Origin of the sequence: Kitasatospora aureofaciens (assembly GCF_019192735.1) — a bacterium.
Taxonomy (GTDB): Bacteria; Actinomycetota; Actinomycetes; order Streptomycetales; family Streptomycetaceae; genus Kitasatospora; species Kitasatospora aureofaciens_A.
Window position 1 is genome coordinate 158,191 of record NZ_JAHTKP010000004.1, and the last position, 21,756, is coordinate 179,946.

Here is a 21,756-nt window from a genome sequence, read left to right on the forward strand (position 1 = left end):
CGCGACGCGGTGGAGGGAGGGGGGCCGGGCCGCGGAGCAGGGCGGCCGGGCCGCCGGAATGCCGGCGGGGCCGCCGAGCGGCGGCCGGATCCGGCACCTGTTCGGCCACTGAGGGCCGCGCCGGCCGCAGGCGGGGCCGGGCCGCTCGACGATGACGGACGTGCGGAGGATGAGGGAGGCACGACCGGATGAACGGGGCACGGTTCCCCTTGACGCGTCCGCTCCCCACGGAGCCGTCGGCGCGGCGGCTGGCACTCTCGGCCGCCCCCGGGACGGTCGCCGAGGCGCGCGCCTTCACCGCCGACTTCCTGGCCGACGTCACCGATCCGGTCGTGGTCGGCGACGCCGTGCTGCTGGTCTCCGAGCTCGTCGGGAACGTCGTGCGGCACACCGGCGGGCCGGGGGCCCTGCTGCTGGTCCGCGTGGCCGGTCTGCTGCGGATCGAGGTCAGCGACTCCAGTCCGCGCCCACCGCTGCCGCGGCTGCCGCACGGCCCGCCGAGCGAGCCGGGGGGCCTCGGACTGTTCCTGCTGGGCCGGCTCGCCCTGCAGTGGGGCTGGCGGCCGCTGGGGCCGGGCAAGGCGGTCTGGTGCGACCTGCGGCTGCCCGTCAGCTGACCGGCGGCCGGGCAGGCGCGCCGCGCCCTCCAGCATCCGCAGGCGGCGACCGCCTGCCCGGCCAGGCACTGGTCACGGATCCGCCCGAGCGCGCCGAGGAGCTGATCGCGGGCACCGCTGTCCGGATGGCGGGAAACTCACCGGAATAATCCTGACAAAGGCGGGAGGCGGCACACCCGGGCGCCGTATCGCACGCCACCGACGGGCGCCATAGGAGCGGTCTCGTGATTCACATCACAGCCACCCGGGCCGTCGCAGGAAAATGCCGGAGGGAATAACTTCTCTCGTCAACACCGCCCTGTATCAGGAGATTCTCCCGGTGTTGGGTGTCTCCTGAGCAAATTCTGCGACCGCTCGGCCGTGCCGCTTTCGGCCTTCAGTTTTCCGAGTCGCATTCTGTGAATAACGGATTCATCAGACATCTAGCCGCGAACCTGGGAGTTTCCTGAGAATCGGGCGTCCATTCCCCCACTCGCTGGAGCGCCCATGTCATCACCGCACCGGAAACGGCGCAGACGGCGGCTCGTGATGGCCGCCGCCCTGCCCGCCCTGCTGGTCGCCGCGACCGTCACCGCCTACGGGCCGGATCTCGACCGGTTCTTCGACCACGACCGGGCCGCCGCCTGCGGCGCGCCGCACGACCCGGACGCCGACCGGGACGCCGACGCCAAGCCTGGCAACTGCGGCCCCTCCGGCGAGAGCGCGGACATCCTCGCCGCCTCCGCCCAGTTCAACGCCACCCGCACCGCGCCGGGCACGAACGTCAGCTCGCAGGCCGTCGTGGCCGCGGCCGCCGACACCGCCGCGATGCCGGTGGCCGGTGCCGGCACGGCCTGGGCACAGAAGAACGACCGGCCGTACCAGTCCCAGAACTCGGCCTACGCGCAGGGGCCTTGGTGGGCCGGCCACGACGTGGTCTCCGGCCGCGCCACCTCGCTCGCCGCCGACGGCACCACGGTGTACCTGGGCACGGCCGGCGGCGGCGTGTGGAAGACCGCCGACCAGGGGCAGACCTGGACCCCGCTGTTCGACAACCAGCCGTCGCTGGCCATCGGCGCGGTGGCCGTCAACCCGGCCGACCACTCGGTGTGGGTCGGCACGGGCGAGGGCAACTCCAACTCCGACGGGATCAGCGGCACCGGCGTGTACCGTTCGACCGACGGCGGCCAGACCTGGGCCCAGGCGGGCACCGGGCTGACCAACACCCTGGTCACGCACATCGAGTTCGCGGGCGGGAAGGTCTACGTCGCGACCAACCAGGGCCTGGTCCGCCACGACGCGACCACGGCGGACGGCGCGTGGGAGACCGTCCTCAAGCCCGACCCCAACCCGGGCAACTCCCCCTACCGCACCTCCTGGATCACCGACGTCCGCGTCCAGCCGGGCAGCAACGGCCAGAGCCTGGTGGCCGTCCTCGGCTGGCGCGGCGGCACCACAGCCGACGACCTGGCCTACAACGGCGTCTACTACTCCACCGCGAACGGCGACAGCGGCACCTGGAACAAGGCCGCCGTCAGCGGTGATCTGACGCAGTCCCAGATCGGCCGCACCAGCCTCGCCTTCGCCTCCGACGCGAGCAAGCTGTACGCCGTCGTCGAGGACCCGACCAGCGTGCAGCTGGCCGGCGTCTACGCCTCCAACAACGGCGACCCGAACGGCCCGTGGACCAGACTCGCCGACGCCACCGCGCTCAAGAACGCCGGAGCCACCGCGGGCACCGTCGGCGGCCAGGCCTGGTACGACGAGTACGTGGCGGTCGACCCGGCCGACGACACCCACCTGTACGTCGGCCTGGAGGACCTGTACGAGACCTCCGACTCCGGCGCGACCTGGACGGCCATCGGCCCGTACTGGTGGAACAACACCTACAGCTGCTTCAGTTACGACCCGAACCAGTACAGCTGCCCGAACACCACCCACCCCGACCACCACGCCGCGGTGGTCGCGAGCGACGGCACCGCCTACTTCGGCAGCGACGGCGGCGTCTACTCGCGCGCCGCCGCGACCCGCGGCCAGGTGGGCGGCTTCACCAGCCTCAACTCCGGCCTGCGCACCCTGCAGTACTACGGCGGCCAGACCGGCAAGGACACCACCGGCGCGGGCGACATCTTCTGGGGCGGGCTCCAGGACAACGGCTACTCGGTCTCCAACCCGAGCGACCCCGCGATGTACGAGCCCAAGGGCGGCGACGGGTTCGGCGTGATCGTCGCCCCGCAGGACGGGCGCTACGCCGTCGCCGAGTACACCAACCTGGCCCTCGCCAAGACCCTGGACGGAGGCCACAGCTGGTACAACATCAGCCCCAACTGCACCAACTTCAAGCCGACGTCGACCGGCACCCCGTGCGAGAAGGACGGCCGCTTCGTCGCCCCGTTCGGCGCGGACGTCGCCAACGTCCAGCACTGGGTGGCCGGCGGCCGCTACGTCTGGGACAACCAGGGCAAGGGCTGGTCCACCGCCTGCTCCGGCGCCACCTGCGACTGGCAGCCCGTCTTCGACCTCGGCGCGGGCAACGCCACCACCGCCGTCGCCGCCAACGGCCAGACGCTCTACGCCGGCTGGTGCGGCACCGGCAACGGCTGCAACCCGGGCGGCGGCTCGCCGTTCGTCTCCGGCATCGCCACCAACTACGGCGGCGGCTGGCACCAGGTGAAGGCCCCGAACCTGCCCAACCGCGTCGTCACCGCGCTCTCGGTGGACCCGGCCGACGCCTCGCACGTCATTGCCGGCTACGGCTCCTACAGTCGGCACTGGATCGACGGCGCGGGCGTGGGCCACGTCTTCGAGTCCCACGACGCTGGCGCCACCTGGACCGACATCAGCGGCAACCTGCCGGACGCCCCGGTCAACGCCGTCAAGATCGGCCTCGGCTCGCTGATCGTCGGCACCGACAACGGTGTCCTGGCCGCCTCGCCGAGCACCCCGAACAGCTGGTACCGCCTCGGCACCGGCCTGCCGAACGCCCCGGTCTCGGACCTCGCCATCGCCCCGGACAGCTCGTACCTGCTGGTCTCCACCCACGGACGCGGTGCCTGGACCTGGGCCCTTCCCCAACCCGCCGCCTGACCCGTGAGCGGGGTGGTGCGGCCGGTTCGCGAGGCCGCACCACTCCGCTTCTTCCTCCCTTCCCCGCCCTCCCGCTAGGAGCTCCCAGGCATGCGCAAGCGCCTGATCCTCACCGCCGCCGCCGTTCTCCTCGCCCTCGGCGGCGGCGCGACCACGTACGCCCTGCTCGGCGACGACGACCGGCCGACCCCGCACGGCCCCGCCTGGACCCGCCCGGCCGCCGCCGGCCAGGCCGCGCCCACCGCCCTCGCATCCAGCACGCCCACCACACCCGCGCCCACCACACCTGCGCCCGCACCGCCCCAGCCCGGTGCCGCCACGACCGGCGTTCCCGCCGCGCCTGCGACGGCACAGCCCTCGCCCCGCCCGACCGCGACGCCGACCTTCCCCCAGGGCGTGGGCGCCACCCGGGTCCCCGCCAGGCCCGCCGCGCCGTCCCCGGCCGCCTCGGCGAGCCACGACGCCGACAACCCCGTCGACGCCGAGCCCGACCGCTTCGCCCCCGGCCCCGGCCCGACCGACCAGCCCGGCCCGACCGGCCCCGCCATCCCCGCCTCCGTCCCCGGCCGCACCCTCCCGATCCCCGGCACGGGCGGACACTGACGCATCGCACGACACGCGTCCGCCCGGCCCACCAGGACCGGGCGGGCGCGGCTGCAGCACGACGGCCGACGACTTCTCCATCAGCGACAGCCCGGCCTCCGCGACCGTCGGCACCGGCGGCGGCTCGGCCACCACGACCATCGCCACGGCGGTGACCTCCGGAGCCGATCAGCCCCGCGTACCGCCTGCGCCGCTGCACGTCCTCGGTGGGAGGACGGCCTGCCCGGTTGAGTGATCCGCTGCCGTCATCCGTAACCGTGAGTGAGGGCATCCGCCCATGGGAGAGGGAGCCTCGGTGACCATCCGCACCACGGCCCGTGCGCCGACAGCGGGAGTGCGCACTCATGCCAAGGTCGTCGTGGTACTCGCGGCGGCCGGGGCGGCGATCGGGCTCGCCGCTCTCCAGGGCTGCGGAAGCGCCCACCCGGGGCCCGCGCCACCGTCCGCGCCTCCGCCTCCGCCCGTCCGGCTCTCGAACCCGCTCGACAACGTCGGAACGGCGGGCAACACCCTTGCCGTGAAGATCGACAACGTCGGTGCCCGTGTCCAGGCGATCCAGCACGGGCTCGCCCAGGCCGACATCGTGTACTGGATCGAGGTCGAGGGCGGCCAGTCCCGGTTCCTCGCCGTCTACGACGCCAACCACCTGCCCGCGCTGGTCGGCCCCGTGCGCTCCGCCCGGCAGACCGACATCCCGCTCCTCCAGCAGTACGGGCACCTCGACCTCGCCTACAGCGGTGCCATCAGCGGGCTCGTCCCGCTCCTCAACCGCGCCGACCTGCAGAACGTCACCCCGTTCACCGACCCCGGCGCGTTCACCAACCACGCCATCGACCCCACCTTCATCGATCCGCACCGGATCCTCGCCCGGTTCCCGTCCGTGCCCGCCCGCTCTCCCGGCTTCGAGTTCGGCGCCGCACCGGGCGGTGGCAGCGCGCTCGGCAGCATGACCTGGCACCTGCCCGCCGCAGCCATCGGCGTGCGCTTCGACGGCAGCACGTACGACGTCGCCGTGGACGGCCGTCCGGCGTGGTCCGGCACCGCCACCGTCGTCGTCCAGCACCTCAGCATCGTCCCCGGCGCGTTCACCGACTTCAACGCCGGGCACCCTGACAACGAGGTGTTCACGCAGACCACCGGATCCGGACAGGCTGACGTGCTGCGCGACGGCAAGGAGTGGACCGTGAACTGGAGCCGACCCGACCCGGCCGCCGGCACGTCGTTCACCCTGCCCGACGGCAGCGTCATGCCCTTCGCCACCGGGCCCGTGCTGGTGGTGATGGTGCCGTGAACACAGCGGCGCCCGCCGAAGGCGCCGACCGTGCAGTACCGGAGCCGACCATGACCCTTGACCCCCTCCACCACCGCATGGCCGCCGGCCCACGGCTGCTCACCCGTTGGCTGCTCAAGGCGGTGACGGCCGCGGCGCTCGCCGTCCTCCTGTCCGCCCGCCCACCGCGTCCGGGCAGACTCTGGCGCCGGTACTGGCGCTGAACGCCGGGAGCAGGAAGGGCTGTTCACGGTCGCCGCCGTGAACAGCCCGGCGCTCGGCCCCGAACCTTGCCGGTGTGGGCGCCCTCCACCACGAAGTTCTGGTCCGACCGCTTCAGGGCGTCAACTGGCGTCTTTGGAAAACCCGGTTACCGACCGCGGCGCGGGCCCTCGCACAGCGGGTCCGCGCCGCGACATGTCCGGCAGTTCGATCACGGCACTAAGGTATGGACCCGTGACAGCAACGAACGGGTCAGTCGTCGGGGGGCGTTACCGGCTCCTCGACCTCATCGGGCAGGGCGGCATGGGCCGCGTGTGGCGGGGGCGGGACGAGACCCTCGGGCGGGACGTCGCCGTGAAGGAGGTGCTCCTCCCCTCGGGCGTCACCGACGAGCACCGCGAGCAACTCCTCCAGCGCACGCTGCGTGAGGCGCTCGCCGCCGCGCGGCTCAACCACCCGGGCATCATCACCGTGCACGACGTGGTCGAGCACGAGGGCGCGCCGGTGATCGTCATGGAGTACGTCACCGGCGCCTCGCTCGCCGCGGCGCTCGACCGGGACGGGGCCCTGCCGGTCCGGCGGGTCGCCGAGATCGGCGTCGCGATGCTCAAGGCCCTGCAGCAGGCGCACGCCGCGGGGATCGTCCACCGGGATCTCAAGCCGGACAACGTCCTGTTGATGGACGAGCGAGTGGTCCTCACCGACTTCGGCATCGCGCACATGGCCGACGCGACCACGGCGCTCACCCGCACCGGCGCGGTCATCGGCACCCCCGCCTACATGGCCCCCGAGCAGCTGGAGGGCAAGCCGCCGACGGCCGCCAACGACCTGTGGTCGCTCGGCGCGACGCTGTACGCCGCGGTGGAGGGCGAGGCGCCGTTCCACGCGGAGACGTTCAGCGCGCTGTGCATCGCCGTCGTCACCCGGCCCCCGCGCCCGACGCAGCGGGCGGGCGCCCTCGCCCCGGTGCTCGCCGGGCTGCTCACCAAGGACCCGGCGCAGCGGCTGACGGCGGAACAGGCGCTCGCGGCGCTGGAGTCGGTGGTGCGGACCGGGGCGGCCCCGGTCGTCCCGCCGCCGACGCAGGTCGAGGCGCCGGCGCCTGCCGGGTTCGGGCCCGCTCCGGCGTACCCCGCACCGGTCGCCCCGACCGCGCCGCCGCCGGTGCCCGGCGCGGTCGCGTACCGGACGCCGCAGCCGTGGGCCGGGCAGCCGCAGGCCGGGGGTGCCTGGGTGCCCCAGCAGCAGCCCGCCGTCGCGCCCTACCCGCCGGCCGTGGCACCGACCGCCGCCGGGACGGGGAGCACGACTACCCAGGCCGGCCCGGCCGTGGCCCGGTTGGTGCGCTTCATCGGCTGCATGGGGCTGCTGTGGGTCGTCGGCACGATGCTGCCGTGGAACTACCTGGGCCGGATGCCGTCCTCCTTCATGCCGGCCGCGCTCGGCACCACGGCCGTGATCTCCCTCCTGCACGCACTGCCCCGGCCACGCCTCAACCCGGCGCTGGCGTGGTTCCTCCTCTTCGCCTTCGACGTGGTGCTGTTCTTCGTCACCACGCAGGTCGTCGCCGTGTGGTTGCTGGGCATCCCGACCCTGGGCTTCGGCGGGTCCCCGTACGAGATCGCCGTCAACATGCTGATCGTCTCCACCGGCGCCTGGCTCCTCTGGTGGAAGGTCCCCGGCAGCCGCCCCGCGTGAGGCGGCGGGCCGGGGCGGGTTTGCCCGTGGCGGCGCGCGGGACGAGCCTGGAGGAGTAGGGAGCAGAGCACACGCGGTGGACCGGGGACGATGGCACTCACAGTGGCACTGGCCGGCGACACCATGCTCGGGCGTGGTGTCGCCGAGGAGCTGCGCCGTTCCCCGAGGCCGGGGACGCTGTTCTCCCCGGAGGTACGGTCGGCGCTGGCGGCGGCCGACCTCGTGGTGCTCAATCTGGAGTGCTGCGTCTCCGGCCGGGGAGAGCACTGGCCCGACCCGCTCAAGCCGTTCTTCTTCCGCGCTCCGCCCGAGGCCGCTGTCGTCCTGGCCGAGCTGGGGGTGGACTGTGTGACACTGGCCAACAACCACGCCCTGGACTACGGCCTCGACGCCCTCGCCGACACCTGCGACCTGCTGGAGCAGGCGGGCGTCCGTGCGGTCGGCGCCGGGCGGGACGTGTCGGCGGCCCGCGAGTTCGCCGTGCTGGAGGCCGGCGGGACGCGGCTGGCGGTGGTGGGTGTCACCGACCACCCGAAGGACTACGCGGCCCGCGCGCAGATCCCCGGAGTGGCCTGGGCCGACCTCCGGACGGGCGTGCCCGGCTGGCTCACCGCGCTGGTGGCCCGGGCCGCCCGGAGTGCCGACGCCGTGCTGGTCACCCCGCACTGGGGCCCCAACATGACCTCCCGCCCGCCCCCGCACGTCCGCGCGGCGGCCCGGGAGTTCCTGGACGCCGGGGCGATCCTGGTCGCCGGACACTCCGCTCACGTCTTCCACGGCGTCGCCGACCGCGTCCTGTACGACCTGGGCGACTTCGTCGACGACTACGCCGTCGACCCGGTGCTCCGAAACGACCTCGGGCTGCTCTTCCTGGTGACCCTGGACGGTCCGGACCCCGCGCACCCGGTGCCGGTCCGGCTGGAGGCGGTGCCCCTGCGCCTCGACTTCTGCCACACCCGCCTCGCCCGGGGTGAGGAGCGGGAGTGGATCCGCGACCGATTCACCAGCGCCTGCGCCGAGTTCGGCACCGACGTGGGGGAGCGGGCCGGTCGGCTGACCGTCGACTGGGGGTGAGGCGGTCCGACGGGGTATCCAACTCCCTTCCGCAGCAGGGCGGACACGAAGCGGCCGAGCACTGTGGTTCCTCCGTCGCGCGGCGGCAGAACACTCCAACGGCGAAACGCGCGGGGCTGTCCGTCAGCGGGGTCGGTCAGTCGGTGGGGTCGGTCAGTCGGCGGCGAGGAGCCGGGCGAGGGCGGCATCGATGTTGAGGTGCTCGGACTCCGACCCCGCGGGCACCAGCGCGAAGGAGTCCGAGAGGAACGCGGTGACGGCGTCCTCCGGGGCGCTGAGCACGGCGGCCTTGCCGGTGGGCCCGCACAGGGTGATGAGGACCTCGCCCTCCGGCCCGGGGCGGACCTTCACGTCGCCGCTGCCGACGGGGACATGGCGGCCCTCGTTCAGCAGTTCGCGGCTGAAGTACCAGCAGATCCGGGCGTCGTCGCCCGTGCACGTGCACGGAGCCAGCGGGAACGCCAGGCACGCCGCGTACGGAAGGCTCGTGTCGAAACGGAGTTCCGCGTCGACCGGGACGTCGGGCAGGGAACTGTCGGGGAACGTGACGGGCATCGGGCGGACCGTGGACATCTGCATCGAATCGGCCTCCTGCGATCACGACAACGCCGCTCCCGGGGCGGGGCCGGCGTACCTGAGGGCGACTACCCGATGCGTCGGCGGCCAGCCTCCCGGGCCCGAAATCTCTACAACTCCCTTGCAGGCCGGGCGATCGGAAGGAAGCGGGAAGGTCGGCCGGTGAGGTCCTGGAGGCCGGCCCGGGCGACGTGCAGCAGGGCGGCGAAGTAGTCGCCGATCGGACGCTCGCCGCCGGGCTCGTGGGCCGGGCGCTCCCGCTGGAGAGCGGTCCCGACGAGTCCGGCGCCGGGCTGTCCCCGGGCCGGGGCCGGTCACGGCCGGGCCCGGCGGGGAATACGGTCGGTGGTCACCATCGGTACCACCGGCCGCGGTCTCCGGCGCCGCCCGCGGTGAAGACGAAGCCGACCCGCGCGCCGCGCGAGCCGGCCCGGTCGCCGTCACGTACTACCTCTTCGACCTGCTGCGCCTGGACGGCCGGGACACCACCCGCCTGCCGCTGCGCACCCGCAAGGCCCTGCTGCGCGACGCCCTCGACTTCCACACGCCCCTGCGCTTCACGCCGCACCGCAACCACTACGGCCACGACCTGCTGGAAGGGGCAGGCCCATCGGTTCCTCATCTCCTCCGCCGATCGCTCCGTCCGTCCGAAGTCCAGGGACTCACGGCGCGCCGACCGCCGCATCTCCTGACCGGTTCGCCTCCCGCCAGGCCGACGAGTGTCCGCCGGAGGTGCACGGATCCCTCCGGACTGGGCACACGCCCTGGTGTCCCCCCTTGGCCCGAGCCCTCAGGAGCGCCCGTCGTGATCATCACACCCGCTACCCACTCCGCCCCGACCCGCACACTCGCGCGGCCGTGCCCGGCTTGTGGCCACCCGCGCCGCTGGGTTCTCGTGGAGGGCGACGTCCGGGCCGGCCGCCGGACCCGTGTCAGGCAGGCCGAACGCTGGCCCGACCCGCACTGCCGCGGATCGGAGCCGCCCGGCGTCCCCCGCCGTCCCACGGACCGGCGGGAGCCGACCCGCCGGTCCGCCACCGGACCGGCCGACTGACCCGGGAGGGTGCCGCCATGGCCGCACGAATCGCCTACCGGCGGATCTACGAGGAGTCCTCGCCCCAGGACGGGCAGCGGGTGCTCGTCGACCGGGTCTGGCCGCGCGGGATGAAGAAGGAGGACGCGCACCTCGACGAGTGGCTGCGGGACGTCGCCCCGTCGACCGAGCTGCGCCGGTGGTACGGCCACGACCCGAGCCGGTTCGCCGAGTTCCGTCGCCGCTACCGCGCCGAACTGCGGGACGCCGGGCACCGTGAGGCGGCCGGGCACCTGCGCGACCTCGCGGACCAGGGCGGACTCACGCTCGTCACCGCCACCAAGGACGTCGACCACAGCCAGGCGGCCGTCCTCGCCGAGTGGCTGACCGGGAGCAAGCGGTGACCGCACCGGACCGGCTGCCCGGGCAACTACCCTTCGGCGCAGGACGGCACCCTCTACGCGGCCGGCTCCTCAGGCGGGTACCTCGCCAGGCTGCACATCGTCCCCGCCCCCTGAGTCCCCGCCCCCTGAGTCCCGGCCGCCCCCGGACGTCCAGGCGCTGACCCACGCCTCCGGCCACGGCGCGCTGGCGCGCAGGCCGGCCGGCACGTGGACGGCGACGTACCGCCCGGAGGCGGCGAGCTGCCCGTCGCCCCACACCTCGAACCGGAAGGTGACGGAGCTGGTCCCGATCCGCTCGACCGCGAGCACCGTCGTCACCTCCTGCCCGAACCACAGCGGCGCGCTGAAGTCGGCCTCGTACCGCACGCGCGGCGCGGCGCCGAAGTACCCGGTGACGCCGTACGCGCGCATCAGGGCGGCCTCCGCGGCCTCGACGTAGCGCACGACGGCGGTGTTGTGGTGGTGGCCGGCCGCGTCGGTGTCCATCCACTCGACGCGGCACCGGTGGACGGCCCGGGCGAGCCCGGTGCCGTCCACCGGGTCAGGCGACGGGGGCCGGCTCACGGGGCGGGGTCCAGCGCAGGTGGACGGTGCGGTCGGGGTCCTCGGCCCGGAGCAGGGTGAGGCGCGGGCGCACGGCGTCGGTCCGGGAGGTGGGCGGCTTGCGGCGCCCGGCGCGGAACGGCAGGGGCCAATCGGCCGCCGGGCCACGGTAGTTCTGCTCGGCGGCGGCGTGCAGGGTCCAGTGCGGGTCGTAGAGGTGGGTGCGGCCGATGGCGCAGAGGTCGGCGCGCCCGGCCATGAGGATGGAGTTGACGTCGTCGTAGGAGGCGATGGCGCCCACCGCGATGACGGCGGTGCCGGTGGCGGCGGCGACCTCGTGGCGGATCCGGTCGGCGTACGGGGTCTGGTAGGAGCGGCCGTAGGCGGGGCGCTCGTCCTTGGTGACCTGGCCGGTGGAGACGTCGATGGCGTCGGCGCCGTGGGCGATGAAGGCGCGGGCGATCTCGACGGCGTCGTGCTCGGTGTTGCCGTCCGGCGCCCAGTCGGTGGCGGAGATGCGCACGATCATGGGCCGTTCGGCGGGCCAGACGGCGCGGACGGCGTCGAAGACCTCCAGGGGGTAGCGGAGCCGGTTCGCGAGCGGGCCGCCGTACTCGTCGGTGCGGCGGTTGGCCAGCGGCGAGAGGAAGGAGGAGAGCAAGTAGCCGTGCGCGCAGTGGAGTTCGAGCAGGTCGAAGCCGGCCTCGGCGCCCCGGCGGGCGGCGGCGACGAACTCGGCGGTGATCCGGTCGAGGTCCGCGCGGGTGGCCTCGCGCGGCACCGCGGACCCAAAGCCGTAGGGCACCTCCGACGGCCCGACGACCTCCCAGTTGCCCTCCGCCAGCGGCTCGTCCATGCCGTCCCACATGAGCCGGGTCGAGCCCTTGCGGCCCGAATGGCCAATCTGGAGGCCGATGCGGGCGGTGGAGTTCCCATGGACATAGGAGACGATCCGGCCCCACGCGTCGCGCTGGGCGTCGCTCCACAGGCCCGTGCAGCCGGGGGTGATGCGGCCCTCGGGGGAGACGCAGACCATCTCGGTCATCACCAGCCCGGCGCCACCCATGGCCTTGGAGCCGAGGTGGACGAGGTGGAGGTCGCCGGGCACGCCGTCGGTGGCGGAGTACATGTCCATGGGGGAGACGATGACCCGGTTCTTCAGCTCCAACTGCCCGAGCCGGAACGGCTGGAACATCGCCGGGACGACCTCGGCGGCCCCCTGGGCGGCGGCGAAGGCGGCGTCGACGCGGTCGGCGAACTGCGGGTCCCGGGTGCGCAGGTTGTCGTAGGTGATGCGGCGGGAGCGGGTCAGCAGGTTGAAGCAGAACTGCGTGGGCTCCTGGTGGACGTACATCCCGATGTTCTCGAACCACTCCAGCGAGGCCTGGGCGGCCCGCTGGGTGGACTCGACGACCGGGCGCCGCTCGGTCTCGTAGGCCGTCAACGCCTCGTCCAGGCCCGGGTGTTCGTGCAGGCAGGCGGCGAGCGCGAGGGCGTCCTCCATGGCCAGCTTGGTGCCGGAGCCGATCGAGAAGTGCGCGGTGTGGGCGGCGTCGCCGAGCAGGACGAGGTCGCCGTCGTGCCAGCGCTCGTTGCGGACGGTGGAGAAGTTGAGCCACTTCGAGTTGTTGGCGGACAGTCGGTGCCCGTCGAGCTCCTCGGCGAACAGCGCGCGGATCCGCTCGACGGCCTGCTCGTCCGAGGCGCCGGGCGGGAGGTCGGCGCCCTCGGTGGCGTCGAAGCCGGCCCGGCGCCAGACGTCCTCGTGCATCTCCACGATGAAGGTGGAGCCGGTGGCGGAGTAGGGGTAGGCGTGGACCTGCATGGTCCCCCACTCGGTCTGCTTGATGAAGAACTGGAAGGCCTCGAAGACCCGGTCGGTGCCGAGCCACATGTACTTGTTGCGGCGGGTGTCCACGCTGGGCCGGAAGACGTCCGCACAGGCCTGCCGGATCTGGGAGTTGAGCCCGTCCGCGGCGACCGTCAGATCGTGGTCGGCGCGCAGCACGGCGGTGTCGGGGGCGGGCGTGCCGAAGCGCAGGTCGACGCCGAGGCCCCGGCAGCGCTCCTGGAGCAGGTGCAGCAGCTCCCGGCGGCTCATCGCGGCGAAGCCCTGCCCGCCGACGGTGTGGCTGCGGCCGCCGACGTGGATGTCGATGTCGGTCCAGCGGGCGAAGCGGTCGGCCATGGCGGCGGCGAACTCGGGGTCGGCGTTCTCGATGCCGCCGAGCGTCTCGTCGGAGAAGACCACGCCGAAGCCGAAGGTGACGTCGGGGGCGTTGCGCTCCCAGACGGTGACCTCGTGGGCGGGGTCGAGTTGTTTCATCAGCGCGGCGAGGTAGAGGCCGCCCGGCCCGCCGCCGACGATCGCGATCTTCACGGGGTTCCTCTTCTCAATGCTGGCCGTCATGCTGGTCGTCGACGATCCGGCGCAGGACGAAGCGCTGGAGCTTGCCGCTGGTGTTGCGCGGCAGGGCTTCGCAGAAGCGCACCTCACGCGGGTACTTGTAGGGGGCCAGCACCTGTTTGACGTGGTCCTGGATCTCCTTGGCCTTGGCGCTGTCGCCCGGCACGCCGTCGCGCAGGACGACGAAGGCGCAGACGATCGAGCCGCGTTCGGGGTCGGGTTTGGCGACCACGCCGGACTCGACCACGTCCGGGTGGGTGTCGATGGCGGCCTCGACCTCGGGACCGCCGATGTTGTAGCCGGAGGAGACGATCATGGCGTCGCTGCGGGCCTGGTAGAAGAAGTAGCCGTCGCCGTCCCGGTAGAAGAGGTCGCCGGTGACGTTCCAGCCGTCCACGACGTAGTCGAATTGGCGCGGGTCGTCGAGGTAGCGGCAGCCGACCGGGCCGATGACGGCGAGCCGGCCCGGCTCGCCGGGGCCGAGTTCGCGGCCGTCGAGGTCGAGGATGGTGGCGCGGTAGCCGGGCAGCGGGCGGCCGGTGGCGCCGGGACGGATGTCGTCGCCGGCGGCCGAGATGAAGATGTGCAGCAGCTCGGTGGCGCCGATGCCGTCGATGACGCGGAGCCCGAGCCGGTCGCGCAGCTGCTCCCAGGTGCTCTGCGGCAGGTGCTCGCCGGCGGAGACCGCGACCCGCAGCCCCGAGAGCCGGTGCTCCAGCCCTTCGCGCAGGATCGCCTTGTAGGCGGTGGGCGCGGTGGCCAGGACGGTGACGCCGTGGCGCTCGACGAGTTCCGCGAGCTGTGGCGGCGTCGCCGACTCGGTCAGCAGCGCGCAGGCGCCCGCCCGCAGCGGGAAGACGACGAGCATGCCGAGGCCGAAGGTGAAGGCGAGCGGCGCCGAGCAGGCGACGGTGTCGCCGGGCGCGAGGCCCAGCAGCGGGCGGCCGAAGGTGTGGTCGATGGAGAGCACGTCGCGGTGGAAGTGCATGGTGATCTTCGGGACGCCGGTGCTGCCGGACGTCGGACCGAGCAGCGCCACGTCGTCGGCGGCGGTCGGCACGTTGGTGAACTCGCCCGACTTCGCGCCGGCGCGGGCCAGGAGGTCGCTCACGCTGCGGCTGCCGTGGGCCACGACCGTCAGCGACGGGAGGGTGGTCTCCCGGACGTGCTCGACCTCCTCGGTGAAGCGGCAGTCGACCAGGGCTATCGACGGCCTGGTCCGCTCGACGATCGGTACCAGTTCCCGGGCGCGCAGCGCGGCCATGGTGGTCACGGCCACGCCGCCCGCCTTCAGGACGCCCAGCCAGGCCGCCACCGCCCAGGGGTTGTTCGGCGAGCGCAGCAGCACGCGCCCGCCGGGGACGAGGCCCAGATCCTCGGTCAGCACCTGGGCGACCTGGTTGGCCCGCCGTTGCAGGAGGCCGTAGGACCAGGTCTCCCCGTCCGGCGTGCGCAGCGCCGGCAGGTCGGGGCCGTGGGTCAGCACCGGGCGGTCGATCAGCTCGGTGGCGGCGTTGAGCCGGTCCGGGTACTGCAGCGCCGGCGTGGTGAACTCGATCGTCGGCCACAGCTCGGCCGGCGGGAGGTGGTCGCGGGTGAAGGTGTCCAGGTGGGCCGAGGGTGACAGGGACAACGGACGGGTCCTTCCGGGGGCTCGCCGGCGCGTGGGGCGCGGCGGGGTCAGGCGGTGCGGATCATGCCCTCCTGGGCCACGGTGGCGAGGTGCCGGCGGTCGCGGGTGAAGAAGCGGCCGGTGCCGAGACCGCGCCCGGTGTCGGCGGCGACCGCCTCCTGGACGTAGAGCAGCCAGTCGTCCACCGGCCCGGGCCGGTGGAACCACATGGCGTGGTCGAGGCTCGCCGTGACCAGCCCGGGCCTCGCCCACGGCAGGCCGAGCACCCGCAGGACCGGCTCCAGGATTGTGTAGTCGCAGACGTACGCCAGGGCGGCCTGGTCCCGCTGGGCGTCGCTCAGGCCGTCGACGGGCCGCAGGCGGTCGAAGGGCCTGAGCCAGACGGCCTGGTGGGGTGTCTGCTTGCCCTCGACCGTCAGGTAGACCGGGCCGGGCACGTGCCGCATGTCGAAGCTGCGGCCGCCCGACCAGTACGCCTTCGAGGCGTCGGTCATGGTGCCGCCGCTGCGCCCCGCCAGGTACTCGGCCGAGCTGGGCAGCTCCTCCGGGGCGGGGACATCGTCCTCGAAGCCGGCGTGGAAGCTCCCGCCGGGCTCGCCGGCGGCGAAGTTGGCCAGGCAGACGTAGACCGGCTTGCCGTTCCCGAAAGCGCGCACCTGGCGGGTGCTGTAGCCGCGGCCGTCCCGCAGGAGCTCCACCTCGTACCGCACGGTGGCGCCGATGTCCGCCGGGCGGAGGAAGTAACTGTGCATCGAGTGCAGGGACTTGCCGTCGGTCACCGAGCGCATGGCCGCGGCGGCGGCCTGGGCGACGAGGTCGCCGCCGTAGGCCTTGGGCCAGGGGCAGGGCTGGGTGGTGGCGGTGAAGGCGAGGTCGAAGTGCTCGGGTTCGGCCGGGGTCAGGGTGACGGCCGAGGTGAAGACCGCGGAGGTCACCAGGCCGTCGGTGGTGGTCAACGGTCCGTCCAGTCGCGCAGGTCGGCGTCGTCGACATCCGGCAGGTTGACGACGATGTTCTCGGGCGTCCGGGTGGTCATCCACACCAGCCGCTCGGTGCGGGAGAGGTTGCACTCGATGTGCGGCATGAACGGCGGTACGAAGACCCAGTCGCCCTCCTCCATGTCGACGTAGTCCTCGAACCGCTCGCCGAAGTAGATGCGGCCGCGGCCGGACAGGACGTACCCGCCGGTCTCGGCCTCGCCGTGGTGGTGGGTGACCGAGCGGTAGCCGGGTTCGTTGCTGACCTGGCCGAACCAGAGCCGGCGCGCCGGGGTGTGCTGGATGCTCACGCCCGAGATCCGGACGGCGCCGCCGGAGTCGGCGGTGCTCGGATCCTCCTGGCCGCGGCGCGTCACGACGGGGGCGACGAGGCCGCTCGGCAGGCGGTACATCGAATTGTCGCCCTCAAGGCGGTACTTGCTGAGATCGGGCTCCATGCGGACGGCTCCGTTTCCTGGGGCGGACTTTCCTTGGGGGGCGGACGTCGACGCGATCGGTATCTCGTTTCTTTCACGACCGTCATCTACAGTCAATACACCTCGCGCGTGCGCCCCGCCCCGATCGGGCGGAACCGGCCCGACGCGCCCCCCGACCGGAGGTGGCATGACGCCCGTCCCCGTGAACCCCGGCTCCCTTCCCGCCCCGAGCGGCTACTCGCACGGCACGCTGGCCGGCAACACCCTGCACCTCGGCGGCCAGACCGCCCTCGACGCCGACATGCGGATCGTCCCGGGCGGCATCGTCGAGCAGTTCCGCCAGGCGTTCGGCAATCTGCTCACCACGCTCCGCGAGGCGGGCGGCGAACCGCGGGATCTGGTCAGCATCACCATCTACCTCACCGACATCCCCGACTACCAGGCCCACGGCAAGGAGATCGGCAAGGTCTGGCGGGAACTGGCCGGTCCGGTCTACCCGGCCATGGCCGGCATCGGCTGCACCGCCCTCTGGCAGTCCGAGGCCCTGATCGAGATCCTCGGCGTCGCCGTGATCCCGGACGAGCGGCTGGTGCGTCCGGCCTGATCGATCTTCTCCGACGGTCGACACGAATATTCACAAAGGCGGAGGCATGAAACTCGCAGCTCTCACGATCGACGGCGCCCGGCGGGCCGGTGTCCTCGTCGAGGCCGGGACGGCGGTGGCGCTGCTGCCCGAGGCGCTCGGCACGGTCGACGACCTCGTCCGCGGCGGCCCGTCCGCCATGGCGGCGGCGCAGAGTGCCGTGGACGGCGCGCCCACGGTGCCGCTCGCAGCCGTCCGCCTGGAGGCGCCCCTGCAGCGCTTCAACCGCGACATCCTGTGCACCGGCTGGAACTACTGGGACCACTTCGAGGAGTCCCGGGGCAAGCGCGGGGGCCAGGACCCGGCCGACCGCCCCACCCGCCCGACCTTCTTCACCAAGGGCCCGGACACCGTCATCGGCCCGTCCGACGACATCGCCTACGACCCCGCGCTCTCCGACCGGTGGGACTACGAGGCCGAGATCGCCCTCGTCATCGGCCGCGACGGCCGGTCGATCCCGGAGGCCGAGGCGCTGGGGCACGTCTTCGGCTACCTCGTCGCCAACGACGTCTCCCAGCGCGACCTCCAGCGGGCGCACGGCGGGCAGTGGCTCAAGGGCAAGAGCATCGACGCCACCATGCCGCTCGGCCCCTGGCTCACCACCGCCGACGAGGTGCCCGACCCCGGCGGCCTCCGGGTGCAGTGCGAGGTCAACGGCGAGCTGCGGCAGGACGCGTCGAGCGCCCAGATGGCGTTCCCGATCGCCCGGCTCATCGCCGAGCTGAGCCACGGCATGACCCTGCGCGCGGGGGACGTCCTCCTCACCGGTACACCGAGCGGCATCGGCAGTGCGCGCGACCCGCAGGTCTTCCTGCGCGACGGCGACACCGTCGTCACCCGGGTCGGCGGCCTCGGCGAGCTGCGCAACCGGGTGGTGCGGACATCCCTGGTCTGACCTGCTCCGATCGAGTGATCGGGTGATCGGGAGAGACGATAGGCTGCCCGGCGACGGGTCCCGAGGCTGTGACCGGCCCGAGGCGAGGAGAGCACACGAGTGACGGCCGGGCTTGCGGAATCCCCCGGGGCCGGCCGCGACGCGCGGCACGGCCCGCTGATCATCACCACCTTCGGCCTGTACGCGCGGGGCGAGGAGAACTGGCTCTCCGTCGCGTCGGTGGTCCGCCTCATGGGCGACCTCGGCGTCGAGCCGCCGGCCGTCCGCTCGTCGGTCTCCCGCCTCAAACGGCGCGGCGTCCTGGAGAGCGAGCGCCAGGCGGGCGCGGCCGGCTACTCCCTCGCGCCGTCGGTCCTGGAGACGCTCGCCGAGGGCGACGTCCGGATCTTCGAGCGCGTCCGGGCCGTCGCCGAGGACGGCTGGATCGTGGTGATCTTCTCCGTCCCCGAGTCCGAGCGCCAGAAGCGCCACGAACTCCGGACCACCCTGACCCAGCTCGGCTTCGGCACCGCCGCCCCCGGCGTGTGGGTCGCCTCCGGGAACCTGGCGGCCGAGACCCGCCGGACGCTGGAGCGCCGCGGGCTCTCCGCCTACGTCGACCTGTTCACCGGCGAGCACTACGGCTTCGGCGACCTCCGCTCGAAGGTCCGCGGCTGGTGGGACCTCGACGAACTCACCGAGCTGTACGCGGACTTCCTCGGGCGCTACCGCCCTGTCCTGGACAGGGCGAAGGCCTCCGGGCTGTCGCCGCTGGAGGCCTTCCAGGTCTACGTCCCGATGCTCACCCAGTGGCGCCGCCTGCCCTACCGCGACCCGGGACTGCCGCTGTCGCTGCTCCCCCCGGGCTGGAACGGCGTGAGCGCCGGCGCCCTGTTCGACGAACTCAACGCCATGCTGAGCACCGGCGCCCGCGAACACGCCCTCGCGGTGATCCACTCGGACCGGTAGGCCTCCTCGGCCGGACCCGGTCAGCCCACCCCTCTGGCTGTCAAGGACGAGCCCAAGTCCTCGCACACGTCTGCGATCGCGCCTGCGAACCGGCAGGTGAGCAGAAGATCAGGGGAACAGCAGTTCTTGCGATGATCACCGGGAGGGTGATCATCCGTTACTCCAACCTGCTCCTCCCACTTAGGCAGGGTGCTCACCCCCTGGGACCGGCCGCACGTGGCGGCCGACCGCTCCACGCGGCAGTCCCGGGGCCCACCCTTCGTCCTGGGAGGACCGTGTTCCCCTCACCCCCCATGCCCGGACGCCGCGGCCGCATCATCGCCGCCGCGGCCGGCGCCGCCTGTGTACTCGCCATCTCGACCGGCGCACCCGCCGTCGGCGCCCAGACCCCGGCCGACGAACCGGCCTGCACCGGTAAGGCGAGCCCGGAGATGCAGGTCACCGGCGGCACCGTCACCTGGTGCCCGACCGCCGCGGGTGGCCGGCTGACCTTCACCAACACCGGCCGCGCGTACCGCGACCTCTCCCTGGTGATCTACGACTGCGACGGCGGCAAGGCGCCCAACGCCGACCTCAAGAAGTGCGCGCAGTCGATGAAGAGCATGGACGACGTCATGTGGCGGCAGATCAGGTCGAAGGAGAGCGTCCACGCCGACTTCGACATCAAGAAGGGCTCCAACGCCCAGGTCTGGTGGACGGCCGACCGGACGGACCAGGCCACCGACCTCAAGCTCCTGGGGACGCCATGGAACTCCTGACCCGTTCGCGCGCGGCGCTCGCCGCCGCACTGCTCGTCGGCTCCGTCCCGCTGCTCGCCGCGCCGCAGAGTGCCGTGGCCCAGCAGCCCACCGTCGAGTGCGACGGCAAGTGGCACTTCGACCCGGTCGGCGACCCCGTCTTCAAGCGCGAGATCGCCGACAAGTTCACCCTCGACAACCGCAACGGGCCGGAACCTCTGGACCAGACGGTGAAGACCAAGGAGTCCCTGACCAGGAAGTTCTCCCACAAGGTCGACCTGGGCTACGAGGTCGAGGCCGAGGCCAGCTCCAGCTTCGGCATCTTCTCGGCCAGTGTGAAGAGCAAGTTCTCCGCCTCCTACGGCTTCGCCTTCTCCGAGACCAACTCGGTGGAGAAGGAGACCGAGATCCGGCTGACCGCCGGCGCCGGGGTCGGCTACACGCGCTACGTCGGCATCGAGACCGTGCAGGTCACCGGCTACTACGAGCGGATCCTCGACTGCGACAAGAAGAGCCAGCGCTACCAGCGCATCGGCCCGGTCACCGAGGAGGCGCCCCTCAAGGGCAAGGCCGTGTGGACCGAGACCCTGCCCAACTCGAAGTGAGGAGCAGCCAGATGACCACAGCGACGATCGATCGCCCCCGCACCGGCCGAGGGGCGCGCCTGGCCAAGGCCGCCCTCGCGCTGGCCGGTGCGGCGGCACTCACCTGCGGCACGTCCGCCGCCGCCGACACGTCCCAGGGGAGCAACCCGCCCGGCGTGCACCTGCTGAACCCGGAGATGAAGAAGACCGACACGACGCCGTGCCCGGCGGGATGGCTGTGCCTCTACGGCGGCTTCGACTACTCGTACGGGGCGATCGCCGTCCTGCCCGGCAGCCAGGTCGAGAACATCGAGCGGATCAGGTTCACCAACGGCGGGTCCTTCACCGGGGGCGACGGGGTCTCCTCCTGGGTCAACAACTCCCCGGTGCGCTACTGCTGGTACGAGAGCACCGGGTTCCAGGGCAGCTCCCACGAGTTCGCGGCCTTCGGCAAGGAGGACCACATCAAGCCCAACGACGCGCTGAAGTCGTTCAAGCCGTGCTGACCCCGGCTCCCGCCCTCTCCAGCCCCCGGAAGGAATGCCCGTGAGTCTCCCCCTCAAGCGCAGCGCGGCGGCCGTGGCCACCGCCGTGCTCGGGGTCGTCCTGACCGCCACCGGCGGCCAGGCCCACTCCGCCCCCGCCGCATCGGCGCCCGCCGCACGGGCCGCCGCCGACGCCACCGCCCAGGTGGACCGGCTGTGGGCGGTCGACGGCGACGACCAGAAGGTGCCCAGCGGCAAGAAGGCGCCGGTCCGCCTCAAGGTCCAGGCCGTCGACAAGAACCGCAAGGCGGTCAAGGGCGCCACCATCAGGTTCTCCACCCCGGGCCCCGGCCTGAAGTTCCCGGACGGCACGGACGACGCCTCCGTCGTCACCGACCAGGACGGCTACGCGACCGCGCCCGACCTGACCGCCGCCGGTCACGCCGGGCCGGATCTTGTGACCGCCAGCGCCGGCGACAAGGCCCAGGTCGCCTTCGCGATCACCATCACCTGATGCCTACCCAGGAGTCCGCGAACCCCGTGAAGCCCGGAGATCCCGTGAACGAATCCCCCGTCCGCTCGCCCCGGCGCTACCTCGGCCGCGCCGTCCTCGGCGCCGCGGCCACCGTGCTGCTCGCGTGCGCCGGCACCGTGGCCGCCACGGCCGACACGACCCCGGCGTCGACACCCGCGGCCGCCAAGCCGCAGGCCGTCCCGCACTGGGAGTACCGCTGGGCCATCGCCCAGCCCGGCGGCAAGAACGTCGGTGACCTGGAGAAGCTCGGCAAGGAGGGCTGGGAGGTGGTGGCCCCGGTGAACCCCTACACCGGAGACCGCTGGAACTTCCTCCTGAAGCGCCAACTGCCCGACTGATCCGCTGATCCGCGCGACAACCCGATGACGG

At 72.9% G+C, this 21,756-nt stretch carries 22 protein-coding genes and 1 pseudogene; 17 read left to right on the forward strand and 6 right to left on the reverse strand.

Annotation, left to right across the window (positions count from 1 at the left end):
• Window positions 1-188: 188 nt before the first annotated feature.
• From KV557_RS06365 to KV557_RS06395, 7 genes are all read left to right on the forward strand, one after another.
• A complete protein-coding gene (locus KV557_RS06365) occupies window positions 189-617 on the forward strand; it encodes an ATP-binding protein (protein WP_218198741.1) in 429 nt (142 codons plus the stop codon).
• A gap of 486 nt (window positions 618-1,103) precedes the next feature.
• Window positions 1,104-3,683 (forward strand): hypothetical protein, encoded by a 2,580-nt coding sequence (locus KV557_RS06370; protein WP_218198742.1) that lies wholly within the window; start codon window positions 1,104-1,106, stop codon window positions 3,681-3,683.
• A gap of 90 nt (window positions 3,684-3,773) precedes the next feature.
• Window positions 3,774-4,286: a hypothetical protein gene (locus KV557_RS06375; RefSeq protein ID WP_218198743.1), complete on the forward strand. Its 513-nt coding sequence runs from the start codon at window positions 3,774-3,776 to the stop codon at window positions 4,284-4,286.
• A gap of 295 nt (window positions 4,287-4,581) precedes the next feature.
• Window positions 4,582-5,577, forward strand: coding sequence for a DUF3048 domain-containing protein (locus tag KV557_RS06380; protein ID WP_218198744.1), 996 nt, complete (start codon window positions 4,582-4,584; stop codon window positions 5,575-5,577).
• A 50-nt stretch (window positions 5,578-5,627) separates the two neighbouring features.
• Window positions 5,628-5,780, forward strand: a complete 153-nt coding sequence (locus KV557_RS06385; RefSeq protein ID WP_218198745.1) for a hypothetical protein — start codon at window positions 5,628-5,630, stop codon at window positions 5,778-5,780.
• Window positions 5,781-6,012: 232 nt separating this feature from the next.
• Window positions 6,013-7,476 (forward strand): serine/threonine-protein kinase, encoded by a 1,464-nt coding sequence (locus tag KV557_RS06390; RefSeq protein WP_218198746.1) that lies wholly within the window; start codon window positions 6,013-6,015, stop codon window positions 7,474-7,476.
• A gap of 90 nt (window positions 7,477-7,566) precedes the next feature.
• Window positions 7,567-8,550 (forward strand): CapA family protein, encoded by a 984-nt coding sequence (locus tag KV557_RS06395; protein ID WP_218198747.1) that lies wholly within the window; start codon window positions 7,567-7,569, stop codon window positions 8,548-8,550.
• Window positions 8,551-8,703: 153 nt separating this feature from the next.
• On the opposite strand, the gene KV557_RS06400 is transcribed toward KV557_RS06395, so the two are convergent.
• A complete protein-coding gene (locus KV557_RS06400) occupies window positions 8,704-9,129 on the reverse strand; it encodes an SsgA family sporulation/cell division regulator (protein WP_218198748.1) in 426 nt (141 codons plus the stop codon).
• Window positions 9,130-9,538: 409 nt separating this feature from the next.
• Between KV557_RS06400 and KV557_RS42270 the strand changes: the two are divergent.
• Both KV557_RS42270 and KV557_RS06410 read left to right on the forward strand, forming a co-directional pair.
• Window positions 9,539-9,709, forward strand: a pseudogene (locus KV557_RS42270) (non-homologous end-joining DNA ligase); the annotation flags it as partial.
• Window positions 9,710-10,197: 488 nt separating this feature from the next.
• A complete protein-coding gene (locus tag KV557_RS06410) occupies window positions 10,198-10,563 on the forward strand; it encodes a DUF488 domain-containing protein (RefSeq protein ID WP_218198750.1) in 366 nt (121 codons plus the stop codon).
• A 69-nt stretch (window positions 10,564-10,632) separates the two neighbouring features.
• Here the strand turns inward: KV557_RS06410 and KV557_RS06415 are convergent, their stop codons facing one another.
• The 5 genes from KV557_RS06415 to KV557_RS06435 are packed head-to-tail and all read right to left on the reverse strand — an operon-like array spanning window position 10,633 to window position 16,581.
• Complete coding sequence (locus KV557_RS06415; protein WP_308129788.1) at window positions 10,633-11,100, reverse strand: acyl-CoA thioesterase; 468 nt, start codon at window positions 11,098-11,100, stop codon at window positions 10,633-10,635.
• 4 nt (window positions 11,101-11,104) lie between these two features.
• Complete coding sequence (locus tag KV557_RS06420) at window positions 11,105-13,486, reverse strand: bifunctional salicylyl-CoA 5-hydroxylase/oxidoreductase (RefSeq protein ID WP_218198751.1); 2,382 nt, start codon at window positions 13,484-13,486, stop codon at window positions 11,105-11,107.
• A gap of 13 nt (window positions 13,487-13,499) precedes the next feature.
• The gene (locus tag KV557_RS06425; RefSeq protein WP_218198752.1) at window positions 13,500-15,146 is read right to left on the reverse strand and encodes an AMP-binding protein; all 1,647 of its coding nucleotides are present in this window, start codon (window positions 15,144-15,146) and stop codon (window positions 13,500-13,502) included.
• 47 nt (window positions 15,147-15,193) lie between these two features.
• A complete protein-coding gene (locus tag KV557_RS06430) occupies window positions 15,194-16,102 on the reverse strand; it encodes an acyl-CoA thioesterase (RefSeq protein ID WP_256177008.1) in 909 nt (302 codons plus the stop codon).
• Window positions 16,099-16,581 (reverse strand): cupin domain-containing protein, encoded by a 483-nt coding sequence (locus tag KV557_RS06435; RefSeq protein WP_218198753.1) that lies wholly within the window; start codon window positions 16,579-16,581, stop codon window positions 16,099-16,101. The genes KV557_RS06430 and KV557_RS06435 overlap by 4 nt, the downstream gene beginning before the upstream one ends.
• A 166-nt stretch (window positions 16,582-16,747) precedes the next feature.
• Here KV557_RS06435 and KV557_RS06440 point away from each other — a divergent pair, with 166 nt between their 5' ends.
• The 8 genes from KV557_RS06440 (at window position 16,748) to KV557_RS06475 (ending at window position 21,725) form a co-directional block, all read left to right on the forward strand.
• On the forward strand, window positions 16,748-17,164 hold the full coding sequence (locus KV557_RS06440) for a RidA family protein (RefSeq protein ID WP_218198754.1): 417 nt from the start codon (window positions 16,748-16,750) through the stop codon (window positions 17,162-17,164).
• A gap of 46 nt (window positions 17,165-17,210) precedes the next feature.
• A complete protein-coding gene (locus KV557_RS06445) occupies window positions 17,211-18,098 on the forward strand; it encodes a fumarylacetoacetate hydrolase family protein (protein WP_218198755.1) in 888 nt (295 codons plus the stop codon).
• Between the two features lie 99 nt (window positions 18,099-18,197).
• The gene (locus KV557_RS06450) at window positions 18,198-19,046 is read left to right on the forward strand and encodes a PaaX family transcriptional regulator (protein ID WP_218198756.1); all 849 of its coding nucleotides are present in this window, start codon (window positions 18,198-18,200) and stop codon (window positions 19,044-19,046) included.
• A gap of 293 nt (window positions 19,047-19,339) precedes the next feature.
• A complete protein-coding gene (locus KV557_RS06455; protein WP_218198757.1) occupies window positions 19,340-19,804 on the forward strand; it encodes a hypothetical protein in 465 nt (154 codons plus the stop codon).
• Window positions 19,792-20,388, forward strand: a complete 597-nt coding sequence (locus KV557_RS06460; protein WP_218198758.1) for a hypothetical protein — start codon at window positions 19,792-19,794, stop codon at window positions 20,386-20,388. Before KV557_RS06455 ends, KV557_RS06460 begins: the two co-directional genes overlap by 13 nt.
• An 11-nt stretch (window positions 20,389-20,399) precedes the next feature.
• Window positions 20,400-20,873 (forward strand): peptidase inhibitor family I36 protein, encoded by a 474-nt coding sequence (locus KV557_RS06465; RefSeq protein WP_218198759.1) that lies wholly within the window; start codon window positions 20,400-20,402, stop codon window positions 20,871-20,873.
• A gap of 34 nt (window positions 20,874-20,907) precedes the next feature.
• Complete coding sequence (locus KV557_RS06470; RefSeq protein ID WP_218198760.1) at window positions 20,908-21,366, forward strand: hypothetical protein; 459 nt, start codon at window positions 20,908-20,910, stop codon at window positions 21,364-21,366.
• A 44-nt stretch (window positions 21,367-21,410) separates the two neighbouring features.
• Window positions 21,411-21,725 carry a hypothetical protein gene (locus tag KV557_RS06475; protein ID WP_218198761.1) on the forward strand — a complete coding sequence of 105 codons (315 nt, stop codon included), beginning with the start codon at window positions 21,411-21,413 and terminating at the stop codon, window positions 21,723-21,725.
• The last annotated feature ends 31 nt before the right edge of the window (window positions 21,726-21,756 follow it).